Here is a 25214-nt window from a genome sequence, read left to right as displayed (position 1 = left end):
TCAGAACTGCTCGAGGAAGCGCGCGTCGTTCTCGAACATCATCCGCAGGTCGTCGATGCGGTAGCGCAGCATGGCGATGCGCTCCACGCCCATGCCGAACGCGTAGCCCGTCACCTCGCTCGGGTCATAACCCGCCGCGGTGAAGACGTTGGGGTGCACCATGCCGCTGCCCAGCACCTCCAGCCACCCCGTCTGCTTGCACACCCGGCAGCCCTTCCCGCCGCACGAGGTGCAGGAGATGTCCACCTCCGCGGAGGGCTCGGTGAAGGGGAAGAAGGACGGGCGGAAGCGCGTGCGCGTGGCCGAGCCGAAGAAGGCCTTCACGAACGCGTCCAGCGTGCCCTTCAGCTCGGCGAACGTCACGTCCCGGTCCACCAGCAGGCCCTCCACCTGGTGGAACATGGGCGTGTGGGTGATGTCCGAGTCGCGCCGGTACACGCGCCCCGGCATCACCGCGCGGATGGGCGGCTTGCGGTTGAGCATGTACCGCACCTGCACCGGCGAGGTGTGCGTGCGCAGCAGCACCGGGCTGTCCGCCTTGCGCGCGTGGCCCAGCGAGGCGTCGTCCACGTAGAACGTGTCCTGCATGTCCCGCGCGGGGTGGTCCTTCGGCAGGTTCAGCGCCTCGAAGTTGAAGTAGTCCAGCTCGATTTCCGGGCCGCTGGCCACGTCGAAGCCGAGCCGGGAGAACGTGCGGACGATGTCCTCCATGGTCCGCGACACCGGGTGCCGGCTGCCCGGCCGCACCGTCCGCCCCGGCAGCGTCACGTCCAGCCCGGGCCCCTTGAGCTGGGCCTCCAGCGCCGCGTCCTCCGCGCGCTTCACCGCCTCGGCGAGCAGCTTCTCCAGCTCCGCCTTGACGGTGTTGGCCACCTCGCCCAGCGCCCGCCGCTCCTCGGGGGGCAGCTTGCCCATGCCGCCCAGCACGCCGGACAGCTCGCCCTTCTTGCCCAGGTAGCGGACCCGAAGCGCCTCCACCACGGGCAGCTCCGACGCGACGCCGATCTCCCGCCGCGCCGCCTCCGCCAGTGCCAGCAACCGATCCCGCATGGACTTCCGCCTCCGTTCCAGGCCCCGTGTGCCCTTGGGCTCGGGGCAAAAAGAAAGGGCCGCCCCGGAGAGGCAGCCCGTTCACTCACCCGGACGGGGCGGCCGGCTCGAAGCCACCGCCCCACCCGTCTTGTCGCCAGCCCTGCCGGGCCGGCGTGTCTCAGGCCGCCTTCACGCTGTTGGCGACGGCCGCGAAGCCCGAGGGGTCCGCGATGGCGATGTCCGACAGAACCTTGCGGTTCAGGTTGATGCCCGCCTTGGACAGGCCGGCGATCAGCTTCGAGTAGGACAGGCCCACGGTGCGAGCCGCCGCGTTGATGCGGACGATCCACAGCCGGCGGAAGTCCCGCTTGCGCTGCATGCGGTCGCGGCTGGCGTAGTCCAGCGCCCGCTCAACCGCCTGGTTGGCGCGCTTGTAGCAGTTCTTGCGACGGCCACGGTAGCCCTTGGCCAGCTTCAGAATCCGATTACGACGGCGACGAGCCTTGAAACCCTTCTTGACGCGCATGACACACTCACTTCCAGACTGCGTAGTTTAGAGCCCCCCGGCACCGGCGTACCGCCGCTCCGACGAGGCCACGCGAACCGCGTACTTCAGACTCTTCACGCCCCGTAGGGGAACATCTCCTTGATGACCTTCTTCGCGTCCATGTCGCGGAGATGGCTGGTGCCGCGGTTGCCGCGCTTCTGCTTCGGCGTCTTGGCGTGGGTGAAGAGGTGCTTGCCGTAGGCCTTGCCGTGCTTGACCTGGCCGCTCTTCTTCACCTGGAACCGCTTCTTCGCACCACTGCGGGTCTTCAACTTCGGCATCGTCCTGATCCTTCCTCACTCAGTGCCGTCAGCTCCGCTGCCTCGGGCGTTGTCAATCGGGGCCGCGGTAAGAGCCGACAGCCTGTACCACTATTTCGTCTCGGCGGGTGAGGAAGCTGGTGCCGCCGGGGCCACCGCCGCCTGGGGGACCGCGCTCCCCTCGGGGCGGCCCACCGGCCGCCCCCCACCCTGATTGCCCGCCGCCACCGGCGCGCCACCCGCCACCAGGACCTCGTTCTTGCCGTCGCCCTTCTTGCTCGCCGCCTCGGCCTGTTGCCGGGCCAGCTCGCGCGCCCTCGCCGCCACCTTCGGGTTGGGAGCCAGGATCATGAACATCTGCCGCCCCTCCATCCGGGGCGCCTGCTCCACCACCGCCACTTCCTTCAGGTCCTTCGTCACGTCGTCCAGGATGGCGGTGCCCTGCTCCTTGTGCGTGATTTCACGCCCGCGGAACATGATGGTCACCTTCGCCTTGTTGCCCTCCTCCAGGAAGCGGCGGACGTTGCGGACCTTGAACTCGTAGTCGTGTTCCTCCGTCTTCGGGCGGAGCTTCACCTCCTTGAGGTGAACCACGACCTGCTTCTTCTTTGCTTCGGAGGCCTTCTTCTTCTCCTCGTACTTGAACTTGCCGTAGTCCATGATCTTGCAGACTGGCGGCTTCGCCATCGGGTTGACCTCGACGAGGTCCAGCCCCTCTGACTGAGCGCGCTCCAGCGCTGCTTCGATCGGCAATACGCCAAGCTGCTCGCCCCCCGAGCCTACGACCCGGACCTCACGAGCACGGATTCGACGGTTCGTTCTTTGGTCGCGAACGATAGGAGAATCCTCCGAAGGGCCGGCACCATATCCAGGTGCGACCCAGAGTCAAGACCCCACCGGCACGCACCGGCCGGGTCTGACCTCCCGCTCACGGCAGGGCGGCCTCCTTCGCCAGGAGGGCCTCGAAGTCCGCCAGCTTCATGGTCTTCAGGTCCTCGCCGCCGTACCGGCGGGGCGCCACGGCCCCCGCCTCGACCTCGTTGTCGCCCACCACCAGGGTGAAGGGCACCTTCTGGATCTGGGCCTCGCGAATCTTGGCGTTGAGCGTCATGCCGCGCTCGTCCAGCTCCACCCGGTAGCCCCTGGCGCGCAGGTCGTCCCGCACCTTCCGGGCGTAGTCGAGCTGACGGTCCGCCACGGTGACGAGCGTCGCCTGCACCGGGGCCAGCCACGCCGGGAAGGCGCCGGCGAAGTGCTCGATGAGGATGGCGGTGAAGCGCTCGAAGGAGCCGAAGATGGCGCGGTGGAGCACCACGGGGCGGTGCTCGGCGTTGTCCTCGCCCACGTACGTCAGGTCGAAGCGCTCCGGGGCCAGGTAGTCCAGCTGCATGGTGCCGAGCTGCCAGCGGCGGCCGATGCTGTCCGACACCGCGAAGTCGATCTTCGGGCCGTAGAAGGCACCGTCACCCGGGGCCAGCTCGTACTGGAGGCCCAGCGACTCGAGCGCCGCCTTGAGTCCGCCCTCGGCGCGGTCCCACAGGGAGTCATCGCCCAGGCGCTGCTCGGGGCGGGTGGACAGCTTCACCGCATAGGTGAGGCCCACCGCCTTGTAGACGCGGTCCAGCAGCTTCACGAAGCGCCGCACCTCGTCGGTGATCTGGCTCTCCATGCAGTAGATGTGCGCGTCGTCCTGGGCGAACTGGCGCACGCGCGTGAGGCCGCCGAGCGAACCCGCCGCCTCGTTGCGGTGCAGCACGTCCTGCGTGTGGAAGCGCAGCGGCAAGTCCCGGTAGCTGTGCTTCTTGAAGCCGTAGAACAGGTGGTGCGACGGGCAGTTCATCGGCTTGAGGGAGAAGTCATGCTCGCCGGACTCGTTGTCCAGCACGAGGAACATGTTCTCCTTGTACTTGCCCCAGTGTCCGCTGGTCTCCCACAGCCCCTTGTTGAACATCAGGGGCGTCTTGATCTCCACGTAGCCGTCCTCGGCCGTGAGCTCGCGCATCCAGTTGGAGAGCGTCTGGTAGAGCGCGGTGCCCTTGGCCGTCCAGAAGGCGGCGCCCGGCGCGTACTGGTGGAAGTGGAAGAGGTCCAGCTCCTTGCCCAGCTTGCGGTGGTCGCGCTTCTTCGCCTCCTCGATGCGCGTCAGGTACTCCTGCAGGGCCTTCTTGTCGAAGAAGGCCGTGCCGTAGACGCGCTGGAGCATGGGGTTGCGGTGGTCGCCGCGCCAGTACGCGCCGCTGGACGAGAGGATCTTGATGACGCCGATCTTCCCGGTGCTCGGGGCGTGGGGCCCCAGGCAGAAGTCCACCCAGTCACCGTGCGAGTAGAGGGTGAGCGTCTTGGCGCCCTTGGCGGCGATGTCCTTGACGATCTCCACCTTGAACTTCTCGCCCTTCTCCTCGAAGAGGCGCACGGCCTCGTCCATGGAGATTTCCGTGCGGACGAAGGCCAGGTCGCGCTTCAGCTCGGCGTTGGCCTCGGCCTCGATCTTCTCCAGGTCCTCGGGGGTGAAGGGCTTCTCGCGGAAGAAGTCGTAGTAGAAGCCCTCCTCCGTCGCGGGACCGATGGTCACCTGCGTGCCGGGGAAGAGGCGCTGCACGGCGCTGGCCACCACGTGGGCGGCGTCGTGACGGATGAGCTCCAGGGCTTCGGGGCTCTTCGGCGTGAAGATCTGGAGCTTCGCGTCCTCTTCCAGCTTCCGGGCCAGGTCCATGTCCTGGCCATTCACCCGGGCGAAGAGGGCGGCCTTGGCCAGGCCCGCCCCGATGCTCTCACGCACGAAGTCCGCGATGGTGGTCCCCCGGGCGGTCTGCTTCTGGCTTCCGTCGGGGAGCGTCACCGTGATCATGTCGGACATGCGAGACCTCGGAAAAACAGCGGGCGGCAGGCTCTTGAGAAGCCATGCCGCCCGCTGGATGAATCTTCGAACTGTTGGGTCGTAGTGGGATCGAACCACTGACCCCTACCGTGTCAAGGTAGTGCTCTACCGCTGAGCTAACGACCCGTTGCTGCTGAAGTGCGGGCGGGAATAGCAGCGGGCTCCCGCGGCTGTCAAGGAAACACGTCGGGCCCCCTCACCTCTTCCCATCCAGCAACACGCGGACCCGCGCCATCACCGCGTCGAACATGGCCGGGGTGAGGCGGCCCGTCTGCGTGTTCTGCTGGCTGACGTGGTAGCAGCCCATGAGCGTCCGCCCGCCCGGCAGGCGCACCTCGGCTCCGTGGCCAAAGGCGGGCCGGGGGGAGGACAGCTCCACTCCGGAGCGCTCCAGCGAGGCGAGCGCGGCGTTCCAGCCGATGGCCCCCAGCGCGAGCAGCACCCGGCCGGGCAGCAGGGCCATCTCCCGGTCCAGGAAGGGGGCGCACCGGGCCAGCTCCTCGGGCAGCGGCTTGTTGTCCGGCGGGGCGCAGCGGGCCGCGGCCACGATGAAGGCGTCCTTCAGGGTGAGCCCGTCCTCGCGGTGCTCGCTGTGCGGCTGGTTGGCGAAGCCGGCGCGGTGCAGGCCGGCGAACAGGAAGTCCCCGGAGCGGTCTCCCGTGAACATCCTCCCCGTCCGGTTGGCCCCGTGGGCCGCCGGCGCCAGCCCCACGATGATGAGCCGCGCCCCGGGGTCCCCGAAGCCCGGCACCGGCCGGCCCCAGTAGTTCCAGTCGCGGTAGGCCCGGCGCTTCACACGCGCCACCTCCTCGCGCCACTCCACCAGCCGCGGGCAGGCCCGGCACGCCACGATCTCCTTGTGCAGCTTCTCCAGCTTCGTCGTCACTGCCTGCTCCCGTTGCCTCGCACCGCCGCCTCCAGCCGCTCCACCCACCGGCGCGCGTTCGCCAGCGCCGCCGGGCCCGCGCCCACCTCCAGCTCCAGCTCGACGTCCGGCACCCGGCTGAACAGCGCCACCAGCGCCGCGTCGTCCGGAGGCCCCGACACCCGGACCCGCCTCCCCATTCCGCAGGGAGGCCCGTCCACCGGGGTGCCCGCGTTGACCCGCACGGTTACCCGGGTTCGGGCGGCTCGCAGGGGGACGGGCAGGACTTCCTCGGGGCAGGCCCGCGCGGTGAGGGGGGCTTCGGTCGTGGTGGCGTCCCCGGCTGAGAGCGCGCCCTCCTCGCGGGCCGCCAGCCGAGAGGCCCCAGGCTGCCCGGTGCTCCCGGCTCCCTCGGCAGGGAACGCGCCCTCGCTCCGAGTTCCCGGCGCCCCGGCCAGGACGAGCACCTTCGCGCCGGGCAACTGCGCCAGCTCGCCCCACCCCGCCAGCGTCGCGTCCGTTTCACCCGGCATCCAGGTCACCCGGGCGGGGCGGAGCGCGGCCACCCTCCGGGCCACCTCCGCATCCAGCGGGCCTCGCACGTCCACGGCCACCGGGCGCGGCCCCAGCCGGTGGTGCCAGCCAGCGCCCTTCCCCAACGTCCCCGCGTCCACCCATGCCCCGGCCCGGGGCGCCCGGCGGAGCTGCTCCGCGTGAGCCTCCAGCAGCGGCGGGCGGAACAGCACATACGCCTCCGGGAAGAGCGCCACCGCCTCCACCGTGGAGTCGCGCAGCATGTTGGAGCGCGTGCGCAGCCACAGCACCGTGCCGCCACCAGCCAGGGCGCGCAGCGTGTCCGCGTCCACCGACTCGTCCACCACCAGGTGGAGCCGGTAGCCCGGGAGCGTCAGTCCCTCGGGCCCCGGCCCGGACGGCGCCTGGGCCAGCAACGCCGCCAGCAATACGGCCACGGCCGTCACGGCGAGTCAGCCTCTCCCGTGTACGCCGACGTGCGCCGGTAGCGCTGCGCCACCACGCGCAGCACCACCTTGAGGATGGCCGCCACCGGCACCGCCAGGAGGATGCCCACGAAGCCGAACAGCTCGCCGAACGCGAGGATGGCGATGATGACCGCCACCGGCGCCAGCCCCACCTTCTCTCCGACGATGCGCGGGGTGATGACGAACCCCTCCAGCATCTGCCCGATGACGAAGGTGCCCGCCACCACCGCGATCTGCCACGGCCCCTGCCACGACAGCATCAGCCCCACCAGCGACAGCAGGATGCCCACGCCCGTGCCCAGGTACGGCACCATGTTGCCGAACCCGGCAATCACGCCGATGACGATGGCCATGTCGATGCGCCCCATCGACAGGCCCGCCGCGTAGATGACCGACAGCACCGCGCCCACGATGAGCTGCCCGCGCACGAAGGCGGACAGCACCTCGTCCACCTCCGCGAAGCGCCGGCTGACCAGCGCCACCGAGCGCCGGGGCAGCAGGTCCTTCACGATGCCCACCAGCCGCGGGTAGTCCTGCAGGAAGAAGAAGGCCAGCACCGGCACCACCGCGAGCCCCAGCAGTGTGACCACGAACCGGGCCGTGTTGCCCGCGAAGCTCGCCAGGATGCGCGCCGCCGCTGGGCCCGCGCTCTGCACCAGCTCCGACGCCTGCTGGCCCAGCTCGGCGGCGCGCTGCCGCACCAGGTCCGGCAGCGAGCGGCCCAGCAGCTTCTCCACCCGTGGCACCACCTCGCTGCTCGCCCGGCGGAAGAAGTCCGGCAGCTTCGCCGCCTCCTCGCGGAACACCGGGATGAGGTACAGCACCGCCCCCGCCAGCAGCAGCGTGCCGGCCACGAAGACGAGGGTCGTCCCCCACGTCCGGTTCAGCCCGCGCTCCTCCAGCGCCGTCACCGTCGGGTTGAAGATGTAGGCCCCCGCCAGCGCCAGCAGCACCGGCACCGCCACCCCTCCGAACACGGAGAGCAGCGCGAACACCAGCGCCAGCGAGCCCACCATCGCCGCGGACCACCACAGGTCTATCTTCCTCGCCTCCCCCTCCGTCAGTCCGGCCTCCGGCATGAGCTGCCCGGTGGCGACGCGCCCCACGACTGGAGCGCTCGGTTGCCCGGCCGTCTTCGGGGCGGCGGTCGCCGTTGGTGCCGCCACGGCGTGAAGCACGGGAGCGGATGGGGCGGAAGGCCCGGCGGCGGGTGTCACGGCGGGGCGGGCAGTGGCTTTCTTACGGCGTCGGATGGCGTTCTCCTCTTCCGGGTCTGGACCGGGCTACGGCTTCTTCAAGCCTTGATTGCGCTTCACGAAAGCGCCGAACTCGTCGTCGCGCCGCTTCGGGTCCACCTGACGCGGGCATCCCCTGTCCCGTCGCATCACGGAGCACCTCCGCCAGGGGCCACCGCGGACCGGAGCTGGATGGTCAGCCTCGCCCGGGCCCCGCTGGGCTCGTAATACGTCGTGTACGGCCAGAAGCCCCGCTTCTTCACCTCGATGTGGTGCAGCCCCACGCCCACGCTCAACCCCTTCGGAGAGCCCGTGAAGTCGCTGCACAGCCCCTGGAGGACTCCGTCCAGGTACACCTCCGCGTCCTCCGGCTCGCAGCGCAGCGCCAGGTCCCCGCTCGGCTTGCCGGCGCCCGCCATCAGCTCGCGCGCCTTCGCCACGGACTCCGGCTCGCGCTCGCGTCCCGCACACCCGGACGCCGCCACCGCCACTGCCAGCCACGCACCGCGCATCAGCGGGCCAGCGTCAGCTCGACGGTGTTGCTCGTCACACCCGTCGCGCTGGCCTTGGTGGGGGCCTTGCAGCCGAGCGCCTCCGCGAGCTTCTTCTGGATCAGGGACATTCGCCGTGCCTCGAGGCGGGCTACTGGGTGACGATGACGACCCGGCCCTCGGCCAGGAAGCGCGTGTTGATCTCGGCCAGCGCCTTCGCGTCGTCCGAGGCGAGCACCAGGTCCGAGCCCTTCAACCCCGTGGCCTTCACCACCAGCGGCTTCTCGCCCACCAGCGAGGCCTTCTTCGCCGCCTCCAGGCTGTCGAACCAGGCCGCCACGCCGGTGGCCGCGCGGCTCTCGTCGGAGAGCGCCGCCGCGCCGTAGAGCGCCTTGCCCGCGCCGTCCAGCAGCCGGGGCGCCAGCACCGGCTTCACACCCAGGCCACGCGCGTCCACCACGAGGCCCGTGTACTTCTTCACACCTTCGGAGTTGAGGGGGATGGCCGCGTCCGGCGCGGGAGTCACCAGCGAGGCGGTGATGGCCGCCAGCGGCACCTCCACGTCCACCTCCACGCCGCTGTCCGAAAAGTAACGCTTGGCCACGACCTTGTAGCCGCGGATGGCGCCCTCCACGCGGCCACGGATCTCGTCGCGCGCCATCTCGTCCGCCACGGTGCGGCCCGCGCTGAGCTGGAGGCCCCTGGCCTGTTCGAGGAGATTGCGGAACGCGTCCATCTTCGCGGCCCGCTCCGCCCCCAGCCGCGCTTGCGCCGGGTTGGCCGCCTTCAGGTCCGGAGCCCCCGCGCCGGTCGCCCGGAGCACCTGCCCCTCCCAGTTGACGCCCGGAGTCGAGGGGCGCGCCACCTCAGCCGCGGCGGGTGCCGGGGCCTTCGCTTCCCTGCCCTGGCCCAGCGCCGTCAGCGGCACCGCCAGCAACATCCCCCACAGCGAACGCCTCACGGGAAATCCTCCAGTCCTCACCCGACTTCGCGGGTAGCCACAGGACAGAATGATCCACCATTCAAGGAGCCCGCTTCCAACGAAGTCAAGGCGCCCCCTTGGAGGGCGCCGCACCGCGTCAGTGCTCGCGACCGCCGTCACGGCCGTGTCGGTCGACGTAGGCGTCGATCATCCGGCGGTGACGCTCGGTAAGGAGCGTGAAGCGCACGCCGGAGCGCTCGCGCTTCGTCGACGAGGCCTCCACCCACTCCCGCACCACCTCGCCCTCGGCGTAGATGATCTCCTCGGAGCCGGGGAGCTGGAACTGGAGTCCCACGCGCTTCGCCTCGTGCTGGGGCTCGAGCAGGCGAGCGAGGCTCAGCCCCTCCGGGCTGATGTCCGCGGCCCGCGACATGTACGGCACGCCACCCATGTACTTGTTGAGGTAGATGTCGAGGGGCGCCCGCCTGGCCTTACGCTTGTCGCTCATCGCTTCGTCGCCTCCAGTGGTGCAACAGGCTGCTTCGGGGGTGATGCAACCTGGATTCACAGTAGAGGCGCGCGATGAACTCGCAAGAAAACGACCCGCTCCCGGCACGGCGGGCCGGGAGGCCTGCGCCGCCCGTGCTTTCTCGCTGCATTCTTCGCGCTTGCTTGCACCCGCGGCGGCGCTCGCCGTAATGCTGCGGCCCTCCCGTTCACCGGTTCCCATGAAAGGCGGAAGCATGCGTTCGATGTGGATGGCGGCCCTGGTGCTCGCGCTCGGCGCCCCCGTGGCCCAGGCGCAGTCCCCCAAGGCCTCGACGAAGTCCGAGCCCGCGGCCAGGACGCCCCCGGCCGCGCCCCCCGAGCTCGCCTCAGAGGACGCGAAGACCATCTACGCGCTCGGCGTCTCCGTGGGCCGGGACCTCTCCGGCTTCGCGCTCACCCCCGAGGAGGTGAAGATCCTCCAGCGCGGCATCGCGGACAGCATCGCCGGCACCGCGCCCGAGGTGGACGCGAAGGAGTACGGGCCGAAGCTCCAGGCGCTCGCGAAGTCCCGGCAGGCCCAGGCCAACACCGCCGCGCTGGAGCGCAATGCGAAGGAGCCCGGCGCCGTGAAGCTCCCCTCCGGCGTCATCTACCGCGAGACGCAGGCCGGCACCGGCAAGAGCCCCCGCGCCACCGACACCGTGAAGGTCCACTACGAGGGCCGGCTGGTGGACGGCACCGTGTTCGACAGCTCGGCCCGGCGTGGCATCCCGGTGGAGTTCCCGCTCAATGGCGTCATCCCCTGCTGGACGCAGGGGGTCGCGAAGATGAAGGTGGGTGGCAAGGCGAAGCTCACCTGCCCCGGCAACACCGCCTACGGCGAGCGCCCGCCCCCGGGCTCCCGCATTCCGCCCAACGCCGTCCTCGTCTTCGACGTGGAGCTGGTGGACATCCCCGGCGACACGTCCAAGGCGCCGTAGCGTCCGGCGCACCCGGGGCTCCATGACACCGGAGCCCCAGGCGCTCCGTCTGGCGCCGGCCTACCGCTTCAGCGCCGCTTCCGTGGCGCGCAGCAGCGGCTCCGCGCTCACCGGCGCGCCCGTGGCGTGGAGCATCCACTGGTCCGGCGTCACCGCGCCGTGCGAGGCCATCCGCTCGAACTCCGCGCCCAGCGGGCCCTTGCGGTGCAGGTGCTCCTCGATCTGGAACGCGATGAGGTGCCCCAGCGGATAGTCCGGCAGGTAGAGCGGGTAGCTGATCATGTGGCTGTAGATGCCCAGCAGCGCCGTGCCCTTCCCGCCCAGCACCGGCGCGTAGTACCGGTCCCACACGTCACGGGAGATGGCCACCACCGCGTCGCGCAGCTCCGCCGGCTTCGCGTCCGGGTGCTCGTACATCCAGTGCCACACCGCCATGTCCACCAGGGCGACGCCGGCAATCTCCCACGTCTGCCAGAAGTCGTTGAGCACCCGCTCGCGCTCGGCCGCCGCGTCCGGCCTGCCCAGGCCCAGCAGCTCCAGATCGCGCGCCTGGAACACGAAGGCCAGCGCCTCCGTGAAGGCGTTGTTGGGCACTCCCGCCAGCAGCGTGTGGTCCACCGAGTAGAGGCTGAACACCTGCTCCACGTTGTGCCCCAGCTCGTGCACCGCGATGTTGTAGCCCTTGTAGTCCATGCCCCCCTTCTCCACGCGCGTGCGCAGCCGGGGGAAGTCTCCCCGCCGCGCCGCCGGCTGCGCGTGGCCCGCACCGCGTGACGCATCCACCTGGATGCGCGCGGCCAGCCACTCCGCCTTCGCGCGCGTGAAGCCCAGGCCCTGGAGGATTCGGGGCATGTCCTTCGCGAAGGCCTCCGCCGTGGGGTAGCGCTTGCGCGTCAGCGCATCCAGCTCGGACTCCGGCCGCTTCCCTCCCGGCTTGAAGCCCGGGTACCACAGGTCCTGCGGCTCCAGCTTCCGGCCCAGCCGCGCCTCGATCTCCTTCGCCACCCGGGGCACCACCGGCGACTCCAGCACCTGCGTGAGCAGCGCCTTCACCCGCTCCTCCGGCAGCTCGCGCGCCAGCTCGAAGGCCCGGGCAATCCGAGTGGGCGCCACCGGCACATACGGGTCCGCCTTGCGCGCCGCGTGGAAGGTGTCCAGCAGCCGCGCGTAGCGCGTGTCCGGCTCCGGGGCCGCCACCGCCTTCGCCTCGCGCGCCGGCGCATCCGCCTCCACCGTCTCCGGCGGCGCCACCGTCACCGCGTTGGTGAACGGGTTCCAGTCCACTCGCGGGTTGTCGATGACGGCGGCGGGAATCGTCTGCGTGACGATGCGCTCCATCACCTGGAGGATCATCCGCTGCTTCGCCAGCCCGTTCGGGTCCGCGTAGTCCCCCTTCAGCTCGTCGCGCAGGTTCCAGTGGCTGATGAGCCGCAGCCCCTTTGGGAAGGGCCGCCCGCCGTCCGAGTCCACCAGGTGGTGCATCCAGACGTTGTACTCGGCGATGTAGAGGCTCGCGGCGGCGATGGCCCGCGACGACTCCTGCTCAATCTCCGCGGGCACCCGCCGGTTGAAGCGCGAGGCCAGCCGCGCCTCCGCCCACTGCCGCCGCGTCCACTTCGGGCCGTGCTCCATGCGCTCGGCCAGGGTGGTGAGCGGGAAGTTGAGCAGCACCACGAAGCCCACCTTCGCCCGGAACAGGTCCGACGTGACGTTGGTGGACGGGTCGTACGACGCCACCAGCGGCTCCACCGGCAGCAGCGGCCCCAGGTCCAGGTCCGAGTACCACTGCAGCTCGCGGCCCAGCTCGTTCATGTGGCCGTCGAGCTGCTCGAACAGCCGCTCCAGCCGCGCGAAGGTGGCGTCCAGCGCCTTCGGGTCCGACAGGAACTGCTCGCGGATGAAGGCCGCCGCGTCCCCGTCCTCCGGCCTCCACTGCGCCGCCACCTGGTCCACGCCGCGCTCGATGCGCGCCCGGTGCGCTTCGCCGTGCTTCGCGACCAGCTCCGCCTTCAGCGCGGCGGTATCGAACGCGGGCGTCTTCATGGCGGGCTCCTTCTCCGGGGCGGGGGCCTGTCCGCTCGTGTACGCCTCGGGAACGGAGGCGGGGCCCGGCTCCCTCAGCGCCGAGGGGTTGGAGGAGCAGCCGAGCACGGCCAGCAGGGGCAACAGGCGGGCGCGAGGGGCCCGGGGCTTCATCGGGGAGGACACGGTGGGGGCTCCAGAAACACGAAGGGTCCGACCCTGTGTGCAAGGCCGGACCCTCATGATGCATCAGGAAGTCGTTCGAACGACGCCAGCGTCAGGCCGCGCGGACGTTCTGCGCCTGCAGGCCCTTGGGGCCGCGGGTGACCTCGAACTCCACCTTCTGCCCCTCCTGGAGGGTGCGGAAGCCATCCATGTTGATGGCGGTGTGGTGGCAGAACACGTCCTCACCACCGCCGTCCTGGGTGATGAAGCCGAAACCCTTCGCATCGTTGAACCACTTCACGGTACCAGTTGCCATTTGCTTTCTTCTTCTTTCGTCACGGACGCGAAAATCCGTCGTCCGGTCCTATCGAGCGAACCCGCCAAGACCCACGCAATTTATGCGCGGTCCCGGGGAGAGTCCACCCGAGACAGTCACCAGCCGCACTTCTGGCCCTTGTTCTGCTCCTGGAGCCAGGTCCGCAGCGGGCTGAAGTAGTCCAGCAACGGGGTTGCATCGATCTGCCGGGTTCCCGTCATGGCCTGGAGCGCGTCCGGCCAGGGTTTGCTCGCACCCAGCTCCAGGACGGCCTGGAGCCGCTTGCCGGCCTCCTTGTTCCCGTAGATGGAGCACTCGTGGAGGGGGCCCTTGAAGCCGGCCGCCTCGCACATGGCCTTGTGGAACTGGAACTGGAGGATTCGGGCGAGGAAGTACCGGGTGTACGGGACGTTGGCGGGCACGTGGTACTTGGCACCCGGGTCGAAGTCCTCCTCGGAGCGGGCCACCGGCGCGGCCACGCCCTGGTACTTCTCACGCAGCGTCCACCAGGCCTTGTTGTAGTCCGCCGGCTGGGTGCGGCCGGAGAACACCTCCCAGCGCCACTGGTCCACGAGCAGGCCGAACGGCAGGAAGGCCACCTTCTCCAGCGCGTCCTTGAGCTGGAGGTTGATGAGGTTCTTGTCGTTCTTCGGCACGGACTTCAGCAGGCCCACCTGCTGGAGGTACGCGGGGGTGATGCTCAGGGTGAGCGCGTCGCCGATGGCCTCGTGGAAGCCGTCGTTGGCGCCGGCCTGATAGAGCACGGGCAGCGTGTAGTAGTACGTGTAGTAGTAGTTGTGGCCCAGCTCGTGGTGGATGGTGATGAGGTCCTCCTCGGTGGGCTTGATGCACATCTTGATGCGCAGGTCGTTCTCGTAGGTGACGTCCCACGCGCTGGCGTGGCAGACGACCTCACGATCTCGCGGCTTGGTGAACTGCGAGCGCTCGAAGAAGGTCTGCGGCAGCGGCTTGAGGCCCATGGAGGTGAAGAACTTCTCCCCCAGCTTCACCATGCGGATGGGGTCGTAGCCCTGCTTCTTCAGCTCGGAGTCCACGTCCAGGCTGGCCTGGCCGGGGAAGGGCTCCACCAGCGGGTAGATGTTGTTCCACTCCTGCGCCCACATGTTGCCGAGCAGGTGCGCGGGGATGGGCTTGCCGGCGGGCACCTTCGCCTCGCCGTACTGCTTCGCCAGCCGGGCGCGGACGTAGCAGTGCAGCTCGTCGTAGAGGGGCTTCACCTGGCCCCACAGGCGCTGGGCCTCCTTCTCGAACTCGGCCGGGGGCATGTCGTACGCCGAGCGCCACAGCGTGCCCAGGTCGTTGAAGCCGATGTCCTGCGCGCCCGCGTTGGAGATGGACACCAGGTTCTGGTACAGCGGGCGCATGGGGCGGGAGATGGAGTGCCAGCCCTGCCACGCGTCCAGCAGCTCGTCGTAGTTGCGGCTCTTCGCCATGAGCTGGGACAGCACCTCCAGGTCACGGCACTCGCCCTTGCCGTCCTTGCCGCAGTACTTGCCCTTGCCGTAGAGGCCCTCGAGCTTCGCGGCGGTGGCGGCCAGCTCCGCGCGCTTCTGGGCGTCCGCGGGCGCCGGCAGCGTCTGGGAGACCTTGAGCAGGTGCAGCATGCGCGCGGTGTCCGCGTCGAGCTGCAAGCCATCGAAGCGGCTCGCGTTCTTGATGGCGCCGTTGACGTACGCCAGCACCTCTTCGTTGACGTAGGCGGCGTTCCGCTCGGTGTCGTCGGTGATGTACGTGTTCTTGATCCACTCGGCGGTGGCCTGCTTCGTCCACAGCCGCTTCAGGTCCGCGTTGACCTTCTCGACGAACTGCTTCGCCTCTTCCGGCGTGGCCTGGGGAGCGGCGGCCTGGGGCGCGGGCGCGGACTCGCCGGTGGCCGGGGTCTCACGCGTCACTTGCGAGTCCTGGGCGCAACCCAGGAAGGCGGGCAGCGCCACGGCCGCGAGGGCCGTGCGCAGCAGGGGGTGCAGGAGGAGTTTCCGGTTCATGGGGGCGGACCGTAGAGGAACCTCCGCCCGGATGACACCCTGAAAGTAGGGCCTCCAGGCAGCCACCGCGCCCGGGGCTCTCGGTGGCTGACGTCTCACGCCGAGCTGACGCAGCGCGAAAGGGGCACGCTCCCTCCGGGGCGCGTTCCCCGGCTGATGCGATATGACGCGGGCGTGATGATCCGCTCGCGCGTCCTCGTCCCCTCTCTCGCCGCCCTCCTCTCCCTCACCGCCTGTGGCTCCACGGAGCCCGAGCCCGAGGGCTGCGAGCGATTCGACTTCCCGCTGTCGCCCCAGACCGAGGCGCGCCACCTGGAGTCGTGCAGCAGCAGCGCGTGTGGCTCGGGCGTGGACCCGTCGGAGAACCCGCCGAGCTCCGGCCTGCACTGCGGCAGCGTGGCCCGCTGCGGTGTGTATGCCGAGCCCGTCTCCCGCTGCCTCTACATCCACAACCTGGAGCACGGGCACGCGGTGTTCCTCTACAACTGCCCGGACGGCTGCCCCGAGGAGGTCGCGAAGCTCGAAGCGGCCGCGGCCTCGGTACCGGCGGGAGCCAACGGCGTGCGCCGGGCGGTGGTGGCGCAGGACCCTCAGATGCCCAAGCGCGTGGCCGCGCTGCTGTGGCGGCGCTCGTACGTGGTGGACTCGGCCGACCCGGAGGCGCTGCAGTGCCTGCTGGCGATGCAGGATGACGAAGCCCCGGAGCCGGGGCTGGCGTGCCCGGGGCTGTGAGCCAGCATCCTCCCGCGAACACCCGCATCGGCCCCCGGTCGCAGACGGAACTTCCGCCCGAGCGGTTGAATACCCGCCTGTCCTGAAGCGTTCCGAGCAGGTGTTCGGAGGCGGCTCATGGAGCAGGCGAGGCAGTTGGAATGTCGGCACCTGCCCCGGCGTGCGGCGAACAGAGCGCCCGCCGATTGTATCCAGGGTGCCATGCGAACGTTCATTCTCCGCGCCCTCGCGGCGCTGATGCTGACGCTGACTGCCCTGGCCACGGGGCCTGCCTCCGCCCAGACGGCTTCCGGTGTGCAGGGGCCCGTGCCGACAGGGCTTCCCAATCGGCTGCTCATCGGACTCTTCGAGGAGGCCGGGCAGAACTGGATGCGCGATAGCGGCGTGCCGTGGGACGTGCGCTACCGCTACTTCACCAAGGGCTGGGTGGACAACTGGGGCTGGGGCCAGCGCGACGGAAGCTGGGGCGCGGCCTTCATGCAGGAGTCGGCCACCCAGAACTTCATCGCGGCCCCCGTCTTCTACCAACTCTTCGGAGAGCCCGGTGGCGGCGAGGGCGAGTCGCTCGCCAAGCTGGGAAATGCCACGACCATGCGCGGCTACTTCAGCGACTTCAAGCTGCTGATGCAGCGCGCGAAGGAGCACGGCAGGCCCGTGCTCGTGCTCATCGAGCCGGATGCCCTGGGGCTCCTCCAGCAGCAGACGAACTCCAACCCGAACGCGTACGCCGCCGTGGCGGCCACCGGCCTGCCGGAGCTGGCGAGCCTTCCGAACACCGTCGCCGGCTGGAGCCTGGCCTTCCTCCAGCTGCGCAAGGCCGTGGGGGCGAACAACGTCATCCTCGGCATGCACGTATCCGCGTGGGCCAGCGGCAAGGACATCGCCTGCTGCTCGGTGACGGACCCGCTCCAGCCCGAGGTGGACAAGGTCGTCAACTTCCTCAAGCCGGCGGGCCTGGCGACCAACGTCACCGGCACCACCTACGACGTGCTGGTGGGTGACCCGCTCGACCGCGACGCGGACTTCTACAAGCTGACGCGCGGCGAGGACCGCTGGTGGAACGCGAGCGACACCGCGTCCATCTCCTCGCGCTCCTTCAACCGCTACGCGGAGTGGCTGCGGTTGATGAACGTGGCCACCGGCAAGCGCTGGGTGCTGTGGCAGATTCCCCTGGGCAACTCCAACCACCGCAACGTCCACAACGACGGCTCCGCGCGCGCGGGCTACCGCGACAACCGGACGGAGTACTTCTTCGGCACGCTGGGAGACCCGCACCGGAGGAAGTTCGCCAACTCGGGCGTCATCGCGCTCCTCTTCGGTGCCGGGGCCGGCGGGCAGAGCTCCTATCAGAATGACCTCGGCACCGACGGCCAGCCGTACGTCCGGAGCCGTGCCGGGGCCTTCCTGAGCAGCGGCGGCCTGACGCTGCCCGCGGTGGGCACCACCTTGCCTCTCCCCGGTGGCGGGACGGACGGTGGCACGGCTGGTGGCACCGACGCCGGCACGGGCGGTGTGGATGGCGGGGTCGATGGTGGCACGGACGCGGGGACGGATGGCGGCACGAGCGGCACGACACGTGGCTACGGCTTCGAGTCCGGCACCGAGGGTTGGACTGCTTCCGGCGGCCAGCTCCGGGCGGTGAGCACCTCCACCGCGCGCGCCTACGCGGGCACGCGCTCGCTCGCGGTGCCATTCAGCGGCACGTCCGGTACCGGCATGGCGGTGGTCCCCAACGCGTCCGTCCCACGCGGTGCGACGGTGACCTTCCGCGTGTGGATTCCCTCGGGCAGCCGCCTCACGTCCATCCAGCCCTTCGCCCTCGAAGGCGCGGCGGGCGGCTGGCGCTACACGGGACGCTGGACCGCCATCAGCAACCTCAGGACCAATACCTGGAACACAATCACCGTGACGTTGCCGTCCACGAGCACCACGCCGCTGTACCAACTGGGCGTGGAGTTCACCACCAGCGGGAGCTGGACGGGCACGGCCTACATCGACGGCATCTCCTGGTAGTCGAAGCGAAGGCTGCCCTGCCCCTTCTTCCGGAGCGGGCGGGCCCCCGGCCCAGGACGGCTCGCGTCCAGGGGCGTGAAGCTCGTACCAGGACGTGGTGACTACGGCTCCGTGCCCTTTCGACCGGAGCGCTCATGGGCCGCCACCAGGTCATCCGCGGGAAGCTCCTGGCGGCGCAGCGCCACCCGGCACACCGTCGCGCCAGGAGTGGCCTGGGACTCCAGCACCACGAACCGGGCCCCCATCCGGGCGGCTGCCGCCCGGTCGTAGGCCATCAGCCTGTGGCAGGCATGCACATCCCCGGTGCCACGCAGAGGACAGACGGTGCGGATCTCCGCATATGCCGTGGTGGCATCCACGCCCACGAGGGGGACGTGGCGGCGCGACGGGAAGATTCGCTGCCACTGCTCGCCCAGGGCCTGCGGCGAGGAGGCCTCGGTCAGTCCCCGGCGTCGCGCCACGGCTCGCCCCAACTGCCCGAGCGTCCACTCCGCCACCCGCTGCCAGCGCGGGGAGCGCGCCGCGCGTGCCGACACCCGCAACCACGTCATGAAGAGTCGCCCCGCGATTCTGCTCATGAAGCACACCTTACCTCCCCCCGGGGCTCCCGAATGAACAACCCGCCACAGCTCCTGACGGAGCCGGGGTGACAGTTCCGGGCGGCCGTGGTGTTCCACGTCCCGACGCCGGAACTGTTGGCCCTGAACCTGGGAGTCGAGAACATGGACGCAACGCACCGCGGGCACTGGGCGGGCTTATCCCTCCTCGTGACGCTCCTCACCGGATGCGGTCCGCACCTGACCGGAAGCGGCAACGTCATCGCGGAGGAGCGGGAGACCTCCGACTTCGTGGCGGTCGAGATTGAAGATGGTATCGAGGCCACCATCGTGGTGGACCCGACCCAGGCGAGGAAGGTGCGCCTCACCGGCGATGACAACCTCGTGGAGCGGCTGCGAACGGAGGTGGCCGGGGATGACACCCTTCGGATCCACTTCCCTCGGCAGGAGGTGGCCGGATGGACCTCGGACAACCCCCTGCGCGCCGAGGTGACGGTGCCGGATTTGAAGTCGCTCCAGGTCTCGGGAGGCAGCACGCTGGACCTGAGCGGCACCCTCTCCTCGCCCTCCTTCTCGCTCGAAGCCAGTGGAGGTTCCCGGGTGCGCGGGCGAGAGCTCGACGCGGAGTCTCTCCGCCTGGAGCTGAGCGGAGGCTCCGAGGCGGCCCTGGAGGGATATGCCTACCGGGTGACGAGCACGCTCTCCGGTGGGAGCAGGCTCCTGGCACGCGGACTCTCCTCCGAGGAGGCCTCGATGAACTCCAGCGGTGGCAGCACGAACGTGCTTCAGGTTTCGGACACCCTGACGGTGACGGCCTCGGGCGGCAGCACGGTCACCATCATCGGCCGGCCCACCGTGCGCTCCGAGGAGCTCAGCGGCGGCTCGACCCTGAAGTTCGAGTAGCCCTCGCCTGGGCCGCGATCCCCTTCCGGTCCGCGGCCTCCTCCCGCGCCAGGTCCACGAACGCCCGCAGCGCGGGGGAGACCTGCGCGCGGCTGGGGAAGTAGAGGAAGAGTCCCTGCACCACGGCCGCGTAGGCCTCGAGGACCACGCGCAGGGAGCCTCGCTTCAACGGCGCCGACAGCGTCGGCTCGAAGAGGTATGCGAGCCCCACTCCCGCCTCGGCCAGCTCCCGCATCAGGACCTCGTCGTTGGTGACGACGGGCCCCCTCACCGGGATGCGCCAGCTCTGCTGCCCGCGCTCCAGCTCCCACTGATAGAGCCCTCCGGTCGTCGTGGAGCGGATGCAGATGCAGTCGTGCGCCAGCAGGTCCTTCGGCTTCTCCGGAGTCCCCTTCCGTTCGAGGTACGCGGGAGCGCCCGCCACGACGAACCGGCACGCGTCGAACAGCCGCACCTGCACCATGTCGCGTTCGATGGACTCCGTCATGCGGATGCCCGCGTCGAACCCCTCCGTGACGATGTCCACGAGGCGGTTCTCCACCTGGACCTCCACCTCCACCTTCGGGTGCCGCGCGAGCAGCTTCGGAAGCAGGGGCGCGATGATGAACGGCACCGCGATGGACGGCACCGACAGCCGGACCTTGCCCGTCACCTCCCCCGGCTGGGCCGAGGCGTTCTTCAGCGCCTCGAGCGCCTGGTCCACCCCCGGCCCGGCATTCTCCAGCAGGCGCCGCCCGGCATCCGTCAGGGCCACGCTTCGCGACGTCCGGGTGAGCAGCCCGACGCCCAGGCGCTCCTCGAGCTGCCGGACCGACTGGCTCAGCGCGGAGGGTGAGACACCCAGTTCCACGGCGGCCGAGGAGAAGCTGCGCCGGCGCGCGACCGCCAGGAAGGCGTTCAAGGAATTGAGCGGGGTAAAGGCCATCTTGAAGGATTCCTAAACGGCCCATGCGGATCCTGCCAGTTTCGATGGCCGTGCGTGGGCTGCATATCAGGGGACGTTTCCAACCCGGTCCCCTGAAGGAGAGCCCATGCTCAAGACCCACGCCTATGCCGCCGCCTCCGCCGGACAGCCGCTGGCGCCATTCACATTCGAGCAGCGCGAGCCCGGTCCCCATGACGTGCTCATCGACATCCTCTACTGCGGCGTCTGCCACTCCGACATCCACCAGGCCCGCGATGAGTGGGGCGGTGCCATCTTCCCCATGGTTCCCGGCCACGAAATCATCGGGCGCGTCAGTCAGGTGGGCCAGCACGTCACGAAGCTCAAGGTGGGCGACATGGCGGGCGTCGGCTGCATGGTGGACTCCTGCCGGGACTGCCAGCCGTGCCGCCAGGACCTGGAGCAGTTCTGCCTGAAGGGCGTCGCCTTCACCTACAACGGCACCTACATGGACCGGAAGACGCCGACCCGCGGCGGCTACGCGTCCCAGCTCGTGGTCGCCGAGCACTTCGCGCTGAAGGTCCCGGAGGGCCTCGACCCCGCCGCCGCGGCGCCGCTCCTGTGCGCCGGCATCACCACGTACTCGCCGCTCCGCCAGTGGAACTGCAAGAAGGGAGACCGCGTGGCCGTGGTCGGCCTGGGCGGGCTCGGCCACATGGCGGTGAAGTTCGCCGTCTCCATGGGCGCCGAGGTGACGGTGCTCAGCACGTCGCGCTCGAAGGAGGCCGATGCACGCCGCCTGGGCGCCCACGCCTTCGAGGTCACCCGCGAAGAGGGCACCTTCAAGAAGCTGGCGGGCCGCTTCGACCTCATCATCGACACCGTCTCCGCGCAGCACGACTACAACCAGTACCTGGGCCTGCTACGGCCCCAGGGGGCGATGGTGCTCGTCGGCGCCCCGCCCGAGCCCACCCCCGTCGCCGCCTTCGCCCTCATCGGCGGGAACAAGCGGCTGGCCGGCTCCAACATCGGCGGCATCGCCGAGACGCAGGAGATGCTCGACTACTGCGCCCGGCACAACATCGTCTCGGACGTCGAGGTCATCCCCATCCAGAAGATCAACGAGGCCTACGAGCGCATGCTCAAGAACGACGTGCGCTACCGCTTCGTCATCGACCTCGCGTCGCTCAACGCCGCCGCCGCGCGGTAGGGGGCGGCGGCCCCCTCCTCCGCTCAGGTCCGCACGAAGGCGCTCGCGTCGGGAAGCCCGCTTCCCGACGTGTCCACCCCCAGGGCGGTGAGGATGCCCGCGAAGATGTCCGGCTCGTTCGAGGACACCTTGCCCGGCTCCGGCGTCCCGGTGCGTGGGTCGAAGCCGTAGGTCAGCGTGGTGAGCGGGTCGATTCCGCCCAGCACGGTGTTGCCCCGGAGCATCGGCGACAGCATCAGGAAGCCGTTGTTGAGGTCGTGCCCGGTACCGAACTCCGAGGCATCCGGGGCCCGGGAGCGCGTGCGCCCGAAGTCGGTCGCCACGTAGATCAACGTGCGGTCCCACAGGCTCTCCCCCGCCGCCTCGTCGAAGGGCTCCGCCGCGAGCAGGTCGATGAGCTTGTCCACCACGCCCATGACGCGGGCCCACATGAAGGCCTGTCCCGTGCGGTGGTCGTTGTGGCTGAAGTCGAAGGCCAGCGGCGGGTTGGCGATGCCGTTCTCTCCGCCCACGGCCACGTTGAACGAGGGCCCCAGCGTCACCGTCACCGACACCCGGTACTTGAGCAGCAGGAACGCCAGCGCAGCCTGCCCCTGCACCGGGTCCGTGAAGTAGTCCGGGAAGACCGAGCGCAGCCGAGCCGCGTCGGGAGAGCTGGACAGGCCGTACTCCGTCAGGGGAATCCTCGGCGGCAGGTTCGGCAGGATGTTGAGCCGGCTGATGAGCTCCCTCAGCTCCAGCGCCGGCTGCCCCACGCCGCGCTGCTCGTTCCACCGCCGGAGCGCCGCCGCGTTCTCGAAGGTCTGCCCGAAGACCGATTGTGCATCGAGCCCGTCGCGCGTCCGGCGGGCCAGCGCGAGGACGTCCCGCGAGGGCACGTCCTTCAGGCCCTTGCTCCCGTCGAGCCCCAGCGGCCAGAGCGACGGGTTGGTGACCACCTCGCCGTAGCAGTACGTGGGCAGCGAGGCGTCCGTGCCGCGCTCGGCGTAGCCGCCCACGCCCATGTTCACGTTGGGGATGGGGAAGCCCGAGCCGTACTGCAAGGCCACGCATTCCTGCAGCGTACGGCCGCGCCAGGCCGCGTTGCCGGTGAGGCTCCGCTTCTGGGCGATGACGTGGTTCACGGAGGTGCCCACCGACGTGGCCACCAGCATCGAGTCCCTGTGCTTGCGCACGAAGGGGAGCTGGTCCGTGTTCACCGGGATGTTGATGCTGCCGAGCTTCGGGCTGCTCACCCGCACCGCGCGGAACGGAGAGCCATCCACGCCCTGCACCTGCGCGTCCGGGAAGGTGTTGAGCCGGGACGCCTGCGCGCCCGCCTCCGAGGCGCGCACCGCCAGCAGGCTGTCGATGATGGACGCGCCCCCGGCGGCCCCCACCACGATGAGGAAGCGGGGCTTGCCGTCCCCCTGGAGCTGGCGCACACCGCCGCGCTGCTCGAGCGCCTCCGGGGTGTCGAGCGCGTCCCGGCAGCCCGACAGCAGGGGCCCCAGCACCGTCGAGCCCGCCGCGCACATCGACAGCGCCTTCATGAGTTCCCGGCGCGAGAGCCGGCCATCCTTGCGGAGCGACATGGTGTGTTCCCTCAGAAGAAGACGGACTCGGCGGAGGAGAGGATTCCGAAGCAGACCGCGGTCATCCAGTCGCGGCCCGGGCTGGGACTGCCAGCGGCCTCCACGTCCACGGAGAGCCGCACCCACGCGCCCACCTCCGTCTCCGTGGCGTCCCTCAGGAGCCCGCGCTGGTAGAGCGCGGTGATGGCGTCCCTCACCGGCTGGCCGTCGCGGCTGGCCAGCCGTCCCTGCCCGTCCAGGGTGATGCCCCGGAAGATGACGGCGGACGACGGGGCGGCGGCATCCAGGCCCACGCGCCGCGCGCAGGCCGCCAGCGCCACGCGGTCCACGGCGATGGGCGTCGTCACTCCGGTGGCCGGCAGCGGCTCGTAGAGGCCATTGCCATAAGGGTCCACGCCGCCCAGCGTGACGTTGTGGACGAAGGTGGTGCAGGGGTACTGCCCCAGCTCGTTGCAGACCTGGTCCGGGGGCAGCGAGAGCGCCGCCGCGAAGTCGAGCGTCAGGCGCTCGGGCCCCTTGAAGCGCAGGCTGTTGCGCGAGGAGCGCGCCAGGGGCGCGGGGGTTCCGGCGTCGGCCTGCCCGTCGACGGGTGGCGTTCCGGCATCCACCACCCGGGCGTCGGGCTGCTGCGTGCAGGCGGTGAGGAGCCACGCGGAGGCGAGCAGCCCCAGGCGAAGGGATTCAGGGCGCACCGTAGGCCTCCGTGCGAATCAGGTCGTGAAGCATGCGTTGCACGCTGTAGCCGTGCGTGTCCTTGAAGCGCCGCCAGGTGGCGACGAACTCGTCGTTCTCCTCGGCCGTCGGCGCGTGCCCCACCAGCAGCTTCCAGTAGTCGGTGACGGCGGAGATGGCGAAGGCGTCGCTGTCGGCGCCCACCCGGGCCCACTCCATCAGGTCGCGCACCGGCTGGCCGAAGAGGTACCCGGCCTCGGGCGTCTGGGTGATGGTCGGAGCCACGTCACTGAAGAACAGCTCCAGCCGGTCGGGCACGTAGCGCGCCGAAGCGGCGCCCGCGATGCCGTTGTAGTTCCGGAAGGGATAGCTCAGCGGATCCAGCGTCGCGTGGCAGGCCGCGCAGGCCGGCGCCTGCACACCCTTGGCGTCGTAGTCCCGGGGCTCACCGGGCACGCTGTGGAGTCCCTCCTGCTTCGCGATGTCCAACCCCAGGTACGCGCGGTAGCTCTGCGCGGCGGCGTTGCGCGGCAGCGCGGTGAACATGACGAAGGAGATGAGGCTCCACGAGGAGGTGAGATTGCCCGCCCGGCGCGACTCCTCGACGAACTGCGACGGGAGCGACGTCACCGGCGAATAGCGCGTCGGCTGCGTCTGCCGGCGCACGAAGTACTTCGCGGTCATCACCTCGCGCGCGTCGTGGCCGTCGAGCTGTGCGTACGCGTAGAGCGCGTAGTCGTCGTAGTAGTCGGCCAGGGGAATGGGCCCGGCGTCCTCTCCCGCCTTGAGCGAGCCCACCGGGCGGATCTTCGGGTGCGCCAGCTTCCAGAGCTGCCCGTTCTTGCCGCGCCAGAACTCGGTGGTGGTGCAGCGGTCCAGCTCGGAGTCGAGCAGCGCGCGCTGGCCCTCCTCGCTCAGCGCGGCGAAGGCCTTCACCTGCGCGTAGGTGGGCGACATCCCGCAGAAGTCGAGCAGCACGCGCCGGTAAGCGAATCGCGGGTCATAGCGGCACACGTCGTATTGGGAGTTCTCTCCCGTCCCGCAGAGGCCCGGCTCCACCGGCACGCTGGCGGGGTCGGCCGGCAGGGTTCCCCGCTGGATTTCCTCCAGGTTGGACGCGCTGTCCCCGTCCGCGTCCGCCGCCTCCACGGCCCGGAGCGCCGCGGGCAGGGCCATGGAGAAGTCCCCGTCGGAGAGCGGGCGCGCCGCGCCGGGCGCCAGGTGGGGCTCCAGCGAGGCACCGAACACATTCCTCTGGGGCGGCGCGGTATGACACAGGGTGCATGCCGGCTGCCGCCCGGTGCAGGCGGGCGCCGAAGGGTAGGTGTCGCAGAACACACCCGCCGCGGGAGGCTTTGCCAGCGCCTCCCCCGACAGGCAGAGTGCGGCCCCCAGAATGAGTCTTCGAAGCACGAGACCTCCTCGTGGGCGCGGTGCGCCGTTCTCGCGTATGGACACACC

At 70.1% G+C, this 25214-nt stretch carries 24 protein-coding genes and 1 tRNA gene; 5 read left to right on the top strand and 20 right to left on the bottom strand.

Annotation, left to right across the window (positions count from 1 at the left end; translation table 11 throughout):
* The 12 genes from pheS to K8638_RS19475 all read right to left on the bottom strand — a co-directional run bounded on the left by pheS (position 1) and on the right by K8638_RS19475 (position 9739).
* Positions 1 to 1050, bottom strand: a complete 1050-nt coding sequence (gene pheS, locus K8638_RS19530) for a phenylalanine--tRNA ligase subunit alpha (protein WP_223756067.1) — start codon at positions 1048 to 1050, stop codon at positions 1 to 3.
* Positions 1051 to 1210: 160 nt separating this feature from the next.
* Entirely contained in the window at positions 1211 to 1558 is a 348-nt protein-coding gene (rplT, locus tag K8638_RS19525; RefSeq protein ID WP_223756066.1) for a 50S ribosomal protein L20, read from the bottom strand.
* A 95-nt stretch (positions 1559 to 1653) separates the two neighbouring features.
* Positions 1654 to 1860, bottom strand: coding sequence for a 50S ribosomal protein L35 (rpmI, locus tag K8638_RS19520; RefSeq protein WP_046713978.1), 207 nt, complete (start codon positions 1858 to 1860; stop codon positions 1654 to 1656).
* 90 nt (positions 1861 to 1950) lie between these two features.
* Entirely contained in the window at positions 1951 to 2676 is a 726-nt protein-coding gene (gene infC, locus K8638_RS19515; protein WP_223756076.1) for a translation initiation factor IF-3, read from the bottom strand.
* A 91-nt stretch (positions 2677 to 2767) separates the two neighbouring features.
* A complete protein-coding gene (gene thrS / locus K8638_RS19510; protein ID WP_223756065.1) occupies positions 2768 to 4696 on the bottom strand; it encodes a threonine--tRNA ligase in 1929 nt (642 codons plus the stop codon).
* Between the two features lie 75 nt (positions 4697 to 4771).
* Positions 4772 to 4843, bottom strand: a tRNA-Val gene (locus K8638_RS19505).
* 70 nt (positions 4844 to 4913) lie between these two features.
* Positions 4914 to 5603, bottom strand: a complete 690-nt coding sequence (locus tag K8638_RS19500; RefSeq protein ID WP_223756064.1) for a uracil-DNA glycosylase — start codon at positions 5601 to 5603, stop codon at positions 4914 to 4916.
* Positions 5600 to 6562 (bottom strand): hypothetical protein, encoded by a 963-nt coding sequence (locus tag K8638_RS19495; protein WP_223756063.1) that lies wholly within the window; start codon positions 6560 to 6562, stop codon positions 5600 to 5602. Before K8638_RS19495 ends, K8638_RS19500 begins: the two co-directional genes overlap by 4 nt.
* Complete coding sequence (locus K8638_RS19490) at positions 6559 to 7662, bottom strand: AI-2E family transporter (protein WP_223756075.1); 1104 nt, start codon at positions 7660 to 7662, stop codon at positions 6559 to 6561. The genes K8638_RS19495 and K8638_RS19490 overlap by 4 nt, the downstream gene beginning before the upstream one ends.
* A gap of 305 nt (positions 7663 to 7967) precedes the next feature.
* Positions 7968 to 8330, bottom strand: coding sequence for a PEGA domain-containing protein (locus K8638_RS19485; RefSeq protein ID WP_223756062.1), 363 nt, complete (start codon positions 8328 to 8330; stop codon positions 7968 to 7970).
* Positions 8331 to 8460: 130 nt separating this feature from the next.
* On the bottom strand, positions 8461 to 9270 hold the full coding sequence (locus tag K8638_RS19480) for a hypothetical protein (RefSeq protein WP_223756061.1): 810 nt from the start codon (positions 9268 to 9270) through the stop codon (positions 8461 to 8463).
* A gap of 118 nt (positions 9271 to 9388) precedes the next feature.
* Positions 9389 to 9739, bottom strand: a complete 351-nt coding sequence (locus K8638_RS19475) for a PilZ domain-containing protein (protein WP_223756060.1) — start codon at positions 9737 to 9739, stop codon at positions 9389 to 9391.
* A gap of 235 nt (positions 9740 to 9974) precedes the next feature.
* Between K8638_RS19475 and K8638_RS19470 the strand changes: the two genes are divergently transcribed.
* On the top strand, positions 9975 to 10700 hold the full coding sequence (locus tag K8638_RS19470) for an FKBP-type peptidyl-prolyl cis-trans isomerase (RefSeq protein ID WP_223756059.1): 726 nt from the start codon (positions 9975 to 9977) through the stop codon (positions 10698 to 10700).
* A 60-nt stretch (positions 10701 to 10760) separates the two neighbouring features.
* On the opposite strand, the gene K8638_RS19465 is transcribed toward K8638_RS19470, so the two are convergent.
* From K8638_RS19465 to K8638_RS19455, 3 genes are all read right to left on the bottom strand, one after another.
* A complete protein-coding gene (locus K8638_RS19465) occupies positions 10761 to 12743 on the bottom strand; it encodes a hypothetical protein (protein WP_370644039.1) in 1983 nt (660 codons plus the stop codon).
* A gap of 256 nt (positions 12744 to 12999) precedes the next feature.
* Entirely contained in the window at positions 13000 to 13203 is a 204-nt protein-coding gene (locus tag K8638_RS19460) for a cold-shock protein (RefSeq protein ID WP_223756057.1), read from the bottom strand.
* Positions 13204 to 13319: 116 nt separating this feature from the next.
* Positions 13320 to 15209, bottom strand: a complete 1890-nt coding sequence (locus K8638_RS19455) for a M2 family metallopeptidase (RefSeq protein WP_223756056.1) — start codon at positions 15207 to 15209, stop codon at positions 13320 to 13322.
* Positions 15210 to 15365: 156 nt separating this feature from the next.
* On the opposite strand from K8638_RS19455, the gene K8638_RS19450 reads away from it, so the two are divergent.
* Together K8638_RS19450 and K8638_RS19445 are read left to right on the top strand one after the other, a co-directional pair.
* Positions 15366 to 15941, top strand: a complete 576-nt coding sequence (locus tag K8638_RS19450) for a DUF3105 domain-containing protein (RefSeq protein WP_223756055.1) — start codon at positions 15366 to 15368, stop codon at positions 15939 to 15941.
* A gap of 201 nt (positions 15942 to 16142) precedes the next feature.
* Positions 16143 to 17954, top strand: coding sequence for a carbohydrate binding domain-containing protein (locus K8638_RS19445; protein WP_223756054.1), 1812 nt, complete (start codon positions 16143 to 16145; stop codon positions 17952 to 17954).
* A 101-nt stretch (positions 17955 to 18055) separates the two neighbouring features.
* Here K8638_RS19445 and K8638_RS19440 read toward each other — a convergent pair whose 3' ends face one another.
* The gene (locus K8638_RS19440; RefSeq protein WP_223756053.1) at positions 18056 to 18532 is read right to left on the bottom strand and encodes a hypothetical protein; all 477 of its coding nucleotides are present in this window, start codon (positions 18530 to 18532) and stop codon (positions 18056 to 18058) included.
* Between the two features lie 144 nt (positions 18533 to 18676).
* On the opposite strand from K8638_RS19440, the gene K8638_RS19435 reads away from it, so the two are divergent.
* Positions 18677 to 19414: a head GIN domain-containing protein gene (locus K8638_RS19435; RefSeq protein ID WP_223756052.1), complete on the top strand. Its 738-nt coding sequence runs from the start codon at positions 18677 to 18679 to the stop codon at positions 19412 to 19414.
* On the opposite strand, the gene K8638_RS19430 is transcribed toward K8638_RS19435, so the two are convergent.
* Positions 19383 to 20339 carry a LysR family transcriptional regulator gene (locus tag K8638_RS19430; protein WP_223756051.1) on the bottom strand — a complete coding sequence of 319 codons (957 nt, stop codon included), beginning with the start codon at positions 20337 to 20339 and terminating at the stop codon, positions 19383 to 19385. The two genes, K8638_RS19435 and K8638_RS19430, sit on opposite strands and share 32 nt — an antisense overlap.
* Before the next feature lie 106 nt (positions 20340 to 20445).
* Here K8638_RS19430 and K8638_RS19425 point away from each other — a divergent pair, with 106 nt between their 5' ends.
* Positions 20446 to 21507, top strand: coding sequence for an NAD(P)-dependent alcohol dehydrogenase (locus K8638_RS19425; protein ID WP_223756050.1), 1062 nt, complete (start codon positions 20446 to 20448; stop codon positions 21505 to 21507).
* 23 nt (positions 21508 to 21530) lie between these two features.
* On the opposite strand, the gene K8638_RS19420 is transcribed toward K8638_RS19425, so the two are convergent.
* Genes K8638_RS19420 through K8638_RS19410 form a run of 3 tightly spaced genes read right to left on the bottom strand, consistent with a single transcriptional unit; the run spans position 21531 to position 25166 of the window.
* Positions 21531 to 23081, bottom strand: a complete 1551-nt coding sequence (locus K8638_RS19420) for a DUF1501 domain-containing protein (protein ID WP_223756049.1) — start codon at positions 23079 to 23081, stop codon at positions 21531 to 21533.
* An 11-nt stretch (positions 23082 to 23092) separates the two neighbouring features.
* Positions 23093 to 23773 (bottom strand): hypothetical protein, encoded by a 681-nt coding sequence (locus K8638_RS19415; RefSeq protein WP_223756048.1) that lies wholly within the window; start codon positions 23771 to 23773, stop codon positions 23093 to 23095.
* Positions 23763 to 25166 (bottom strand): hypothetical protein, encoded by a 1404-nt coding sequence (locus K8638_RS19410; protein ID WP_223756047.1) that lies wholly within the window; start codon positions 25164 to 25166, stop codon positions 23763 to 23765. The genes K8638_RS19415 and K8638_RS19410 overlap by 11 nt, the downstream gene beginning before the upstream one ends.
* Positions 25167 to 25214: the final 48 nt, after the last annotated feature.

Origin of the sequence: Myxococcus sp. RHSTA-1-4 (assembly GCF_020037125.1) — a bacterium.
Taxonomy (GTDB): Bacteria; Myxococcota; Myxococcia; order Myxococcales; family Myxococcaceae; genus Myxococcus.
This window is presented reverse-complemented; position numbering and strand designations above follow the sequence as displayed.

What these genes read in the sequence shown, in the direction of transcription:
- pheS (WP_223756067.1), bottom strand. Translation starts at nt 1,050, where the DNA reads ATGCGGGATCGGTTGCTGGCACTGGCGGAGGCGGCGCGGCGGGAGATC.
- rplT (WP_223756066.1), bottom strand. Translation starts at nt 1,558, where the DNA reads ATGCGCGTCAAGAAGGGTTTCAAGGCTCGTCGCCGTCGTAATCGGATT.
- rpmI (WP_046713978.1), bottom strand. Translation starts at nt 1,860, where the DNA reads ATGCCGAAGTTGAAGACCCGCAGTGGTGCGAAGAAGCGGTTCCAGGTG.
- thrS (WP_223756065.1), bottom strand. Translation starts at nt 4,696, where the DNA reads ATGTCCGACATGATCACGGTGACGCTCCCCGACGGAAGCCAGAAGCAG.
- K8638_RS19490 (WP_223756075.1), bottom strand. Translation starts at nt 7,662, where the DNA reads ATGCCGGAGGCCGGACTGACGGAGGGGGAGGCGAGGAAGATAGACCTG.
- K8638_RS19485 (WP_223756062.1), bottom strand. Translation starts at nt 8,330, where the DNA reads ATGCGCGGTGCGTGGCTGGCAGTGGCGGTGGCGGCGTCCGGGTGTGCG.
- K8638_RS19475 (WP_223756060.1), bottom strand. Translation starts at nt 9,739, where the DNA reads ATGAGCGACAAGCGTAAGGCCAGGCGGGCGCCCCTCGACATCTACCTC.
- K8638_RS19470 (WP_223756059.1), top strand. Translation starts at nt 9,975, where the DNA reads ATGCGTTCGATGTGGATGGCGGCCCTGGTGCTCGCGCTCGGCGCCCCC.
- K8638_RS19465 (WP_370644039.1), bottom strand. Translation starts at nt 12,743, where the DNA reads ATGAAGACGCCCGCGTTCGATACCGCCGCGCTGAAGGCGGAGCTGGTC.
- K8638_RS19460 (WP_223756057.1), bottom strand. Translation starts at nt 13,203, where the DNA reads ATGGCAACTGGTACCGTGAAGTGGTTCAACGATGCGAAGGGTTTCGGC.
- K8638_RS19455 (WP_223756056.1), bottom strand. Translation starts at nt 15,209, where the DNA reads ATGAACCGGAAACTCCTCCTGCACCCCCTGCTGCGCACGGCCCTCGCG.
- K8638_RS19450 (WP_223756055.1), top strand. Translation starts at nt 15,366, where the DNA reads ATGCGATATGACGCGGGCGTGATGATCCGCTCGCGCGTCCTCGTCCCC.
- K8638_RS19445 (WP_223756054.1), top strand. Translation starts at nt 16,143, where the DNA reads ATGCGAACGTTCATTCTCCGCGCCCTCGCGGCGCTGATGCTGACGCTG.
- K8638_RS19440 (WP_223756053.1), bottom strand. Translation starts at nt 18,532, where the DNA reads ATGAGCAGAATCGCGGGGCGACTCTTCATGACGTGGTTGCGGGTGTCG.
- K8638_RS19435 (WP_223756052.1), top strand. Translation starts at nt 18,677, where the DNA reads ATGGACGCAACGCACCGCGGGCACTGGGCGGGCTTATCCCTCCTCGTG.
- K8638_RS19430 (WP_223756051.1), bottom strand. Translation starts at nt 20,339, where the DNA reads ATGGCCTTTACCCCGCTCAATTCCTTGAACGCCTTCCTGGCGGTCGCG.
- K8638_RS19425 (WP_223756050.1), top strand. Translation starts at nt 20,446, where the DNA reads ATGCTCAAGACCCACGCCTATGCCGCCGCCTCCGCCGGACAGCCGCTG.
- K8638_RS19420 (WP_223756049.1), bottom strand. Translation starts at nt 23,081, where the DNA reads ATGTCGCTCCGCAAGGATGGCCGGCTCTCGCGCCGGGAACTCATGAAG.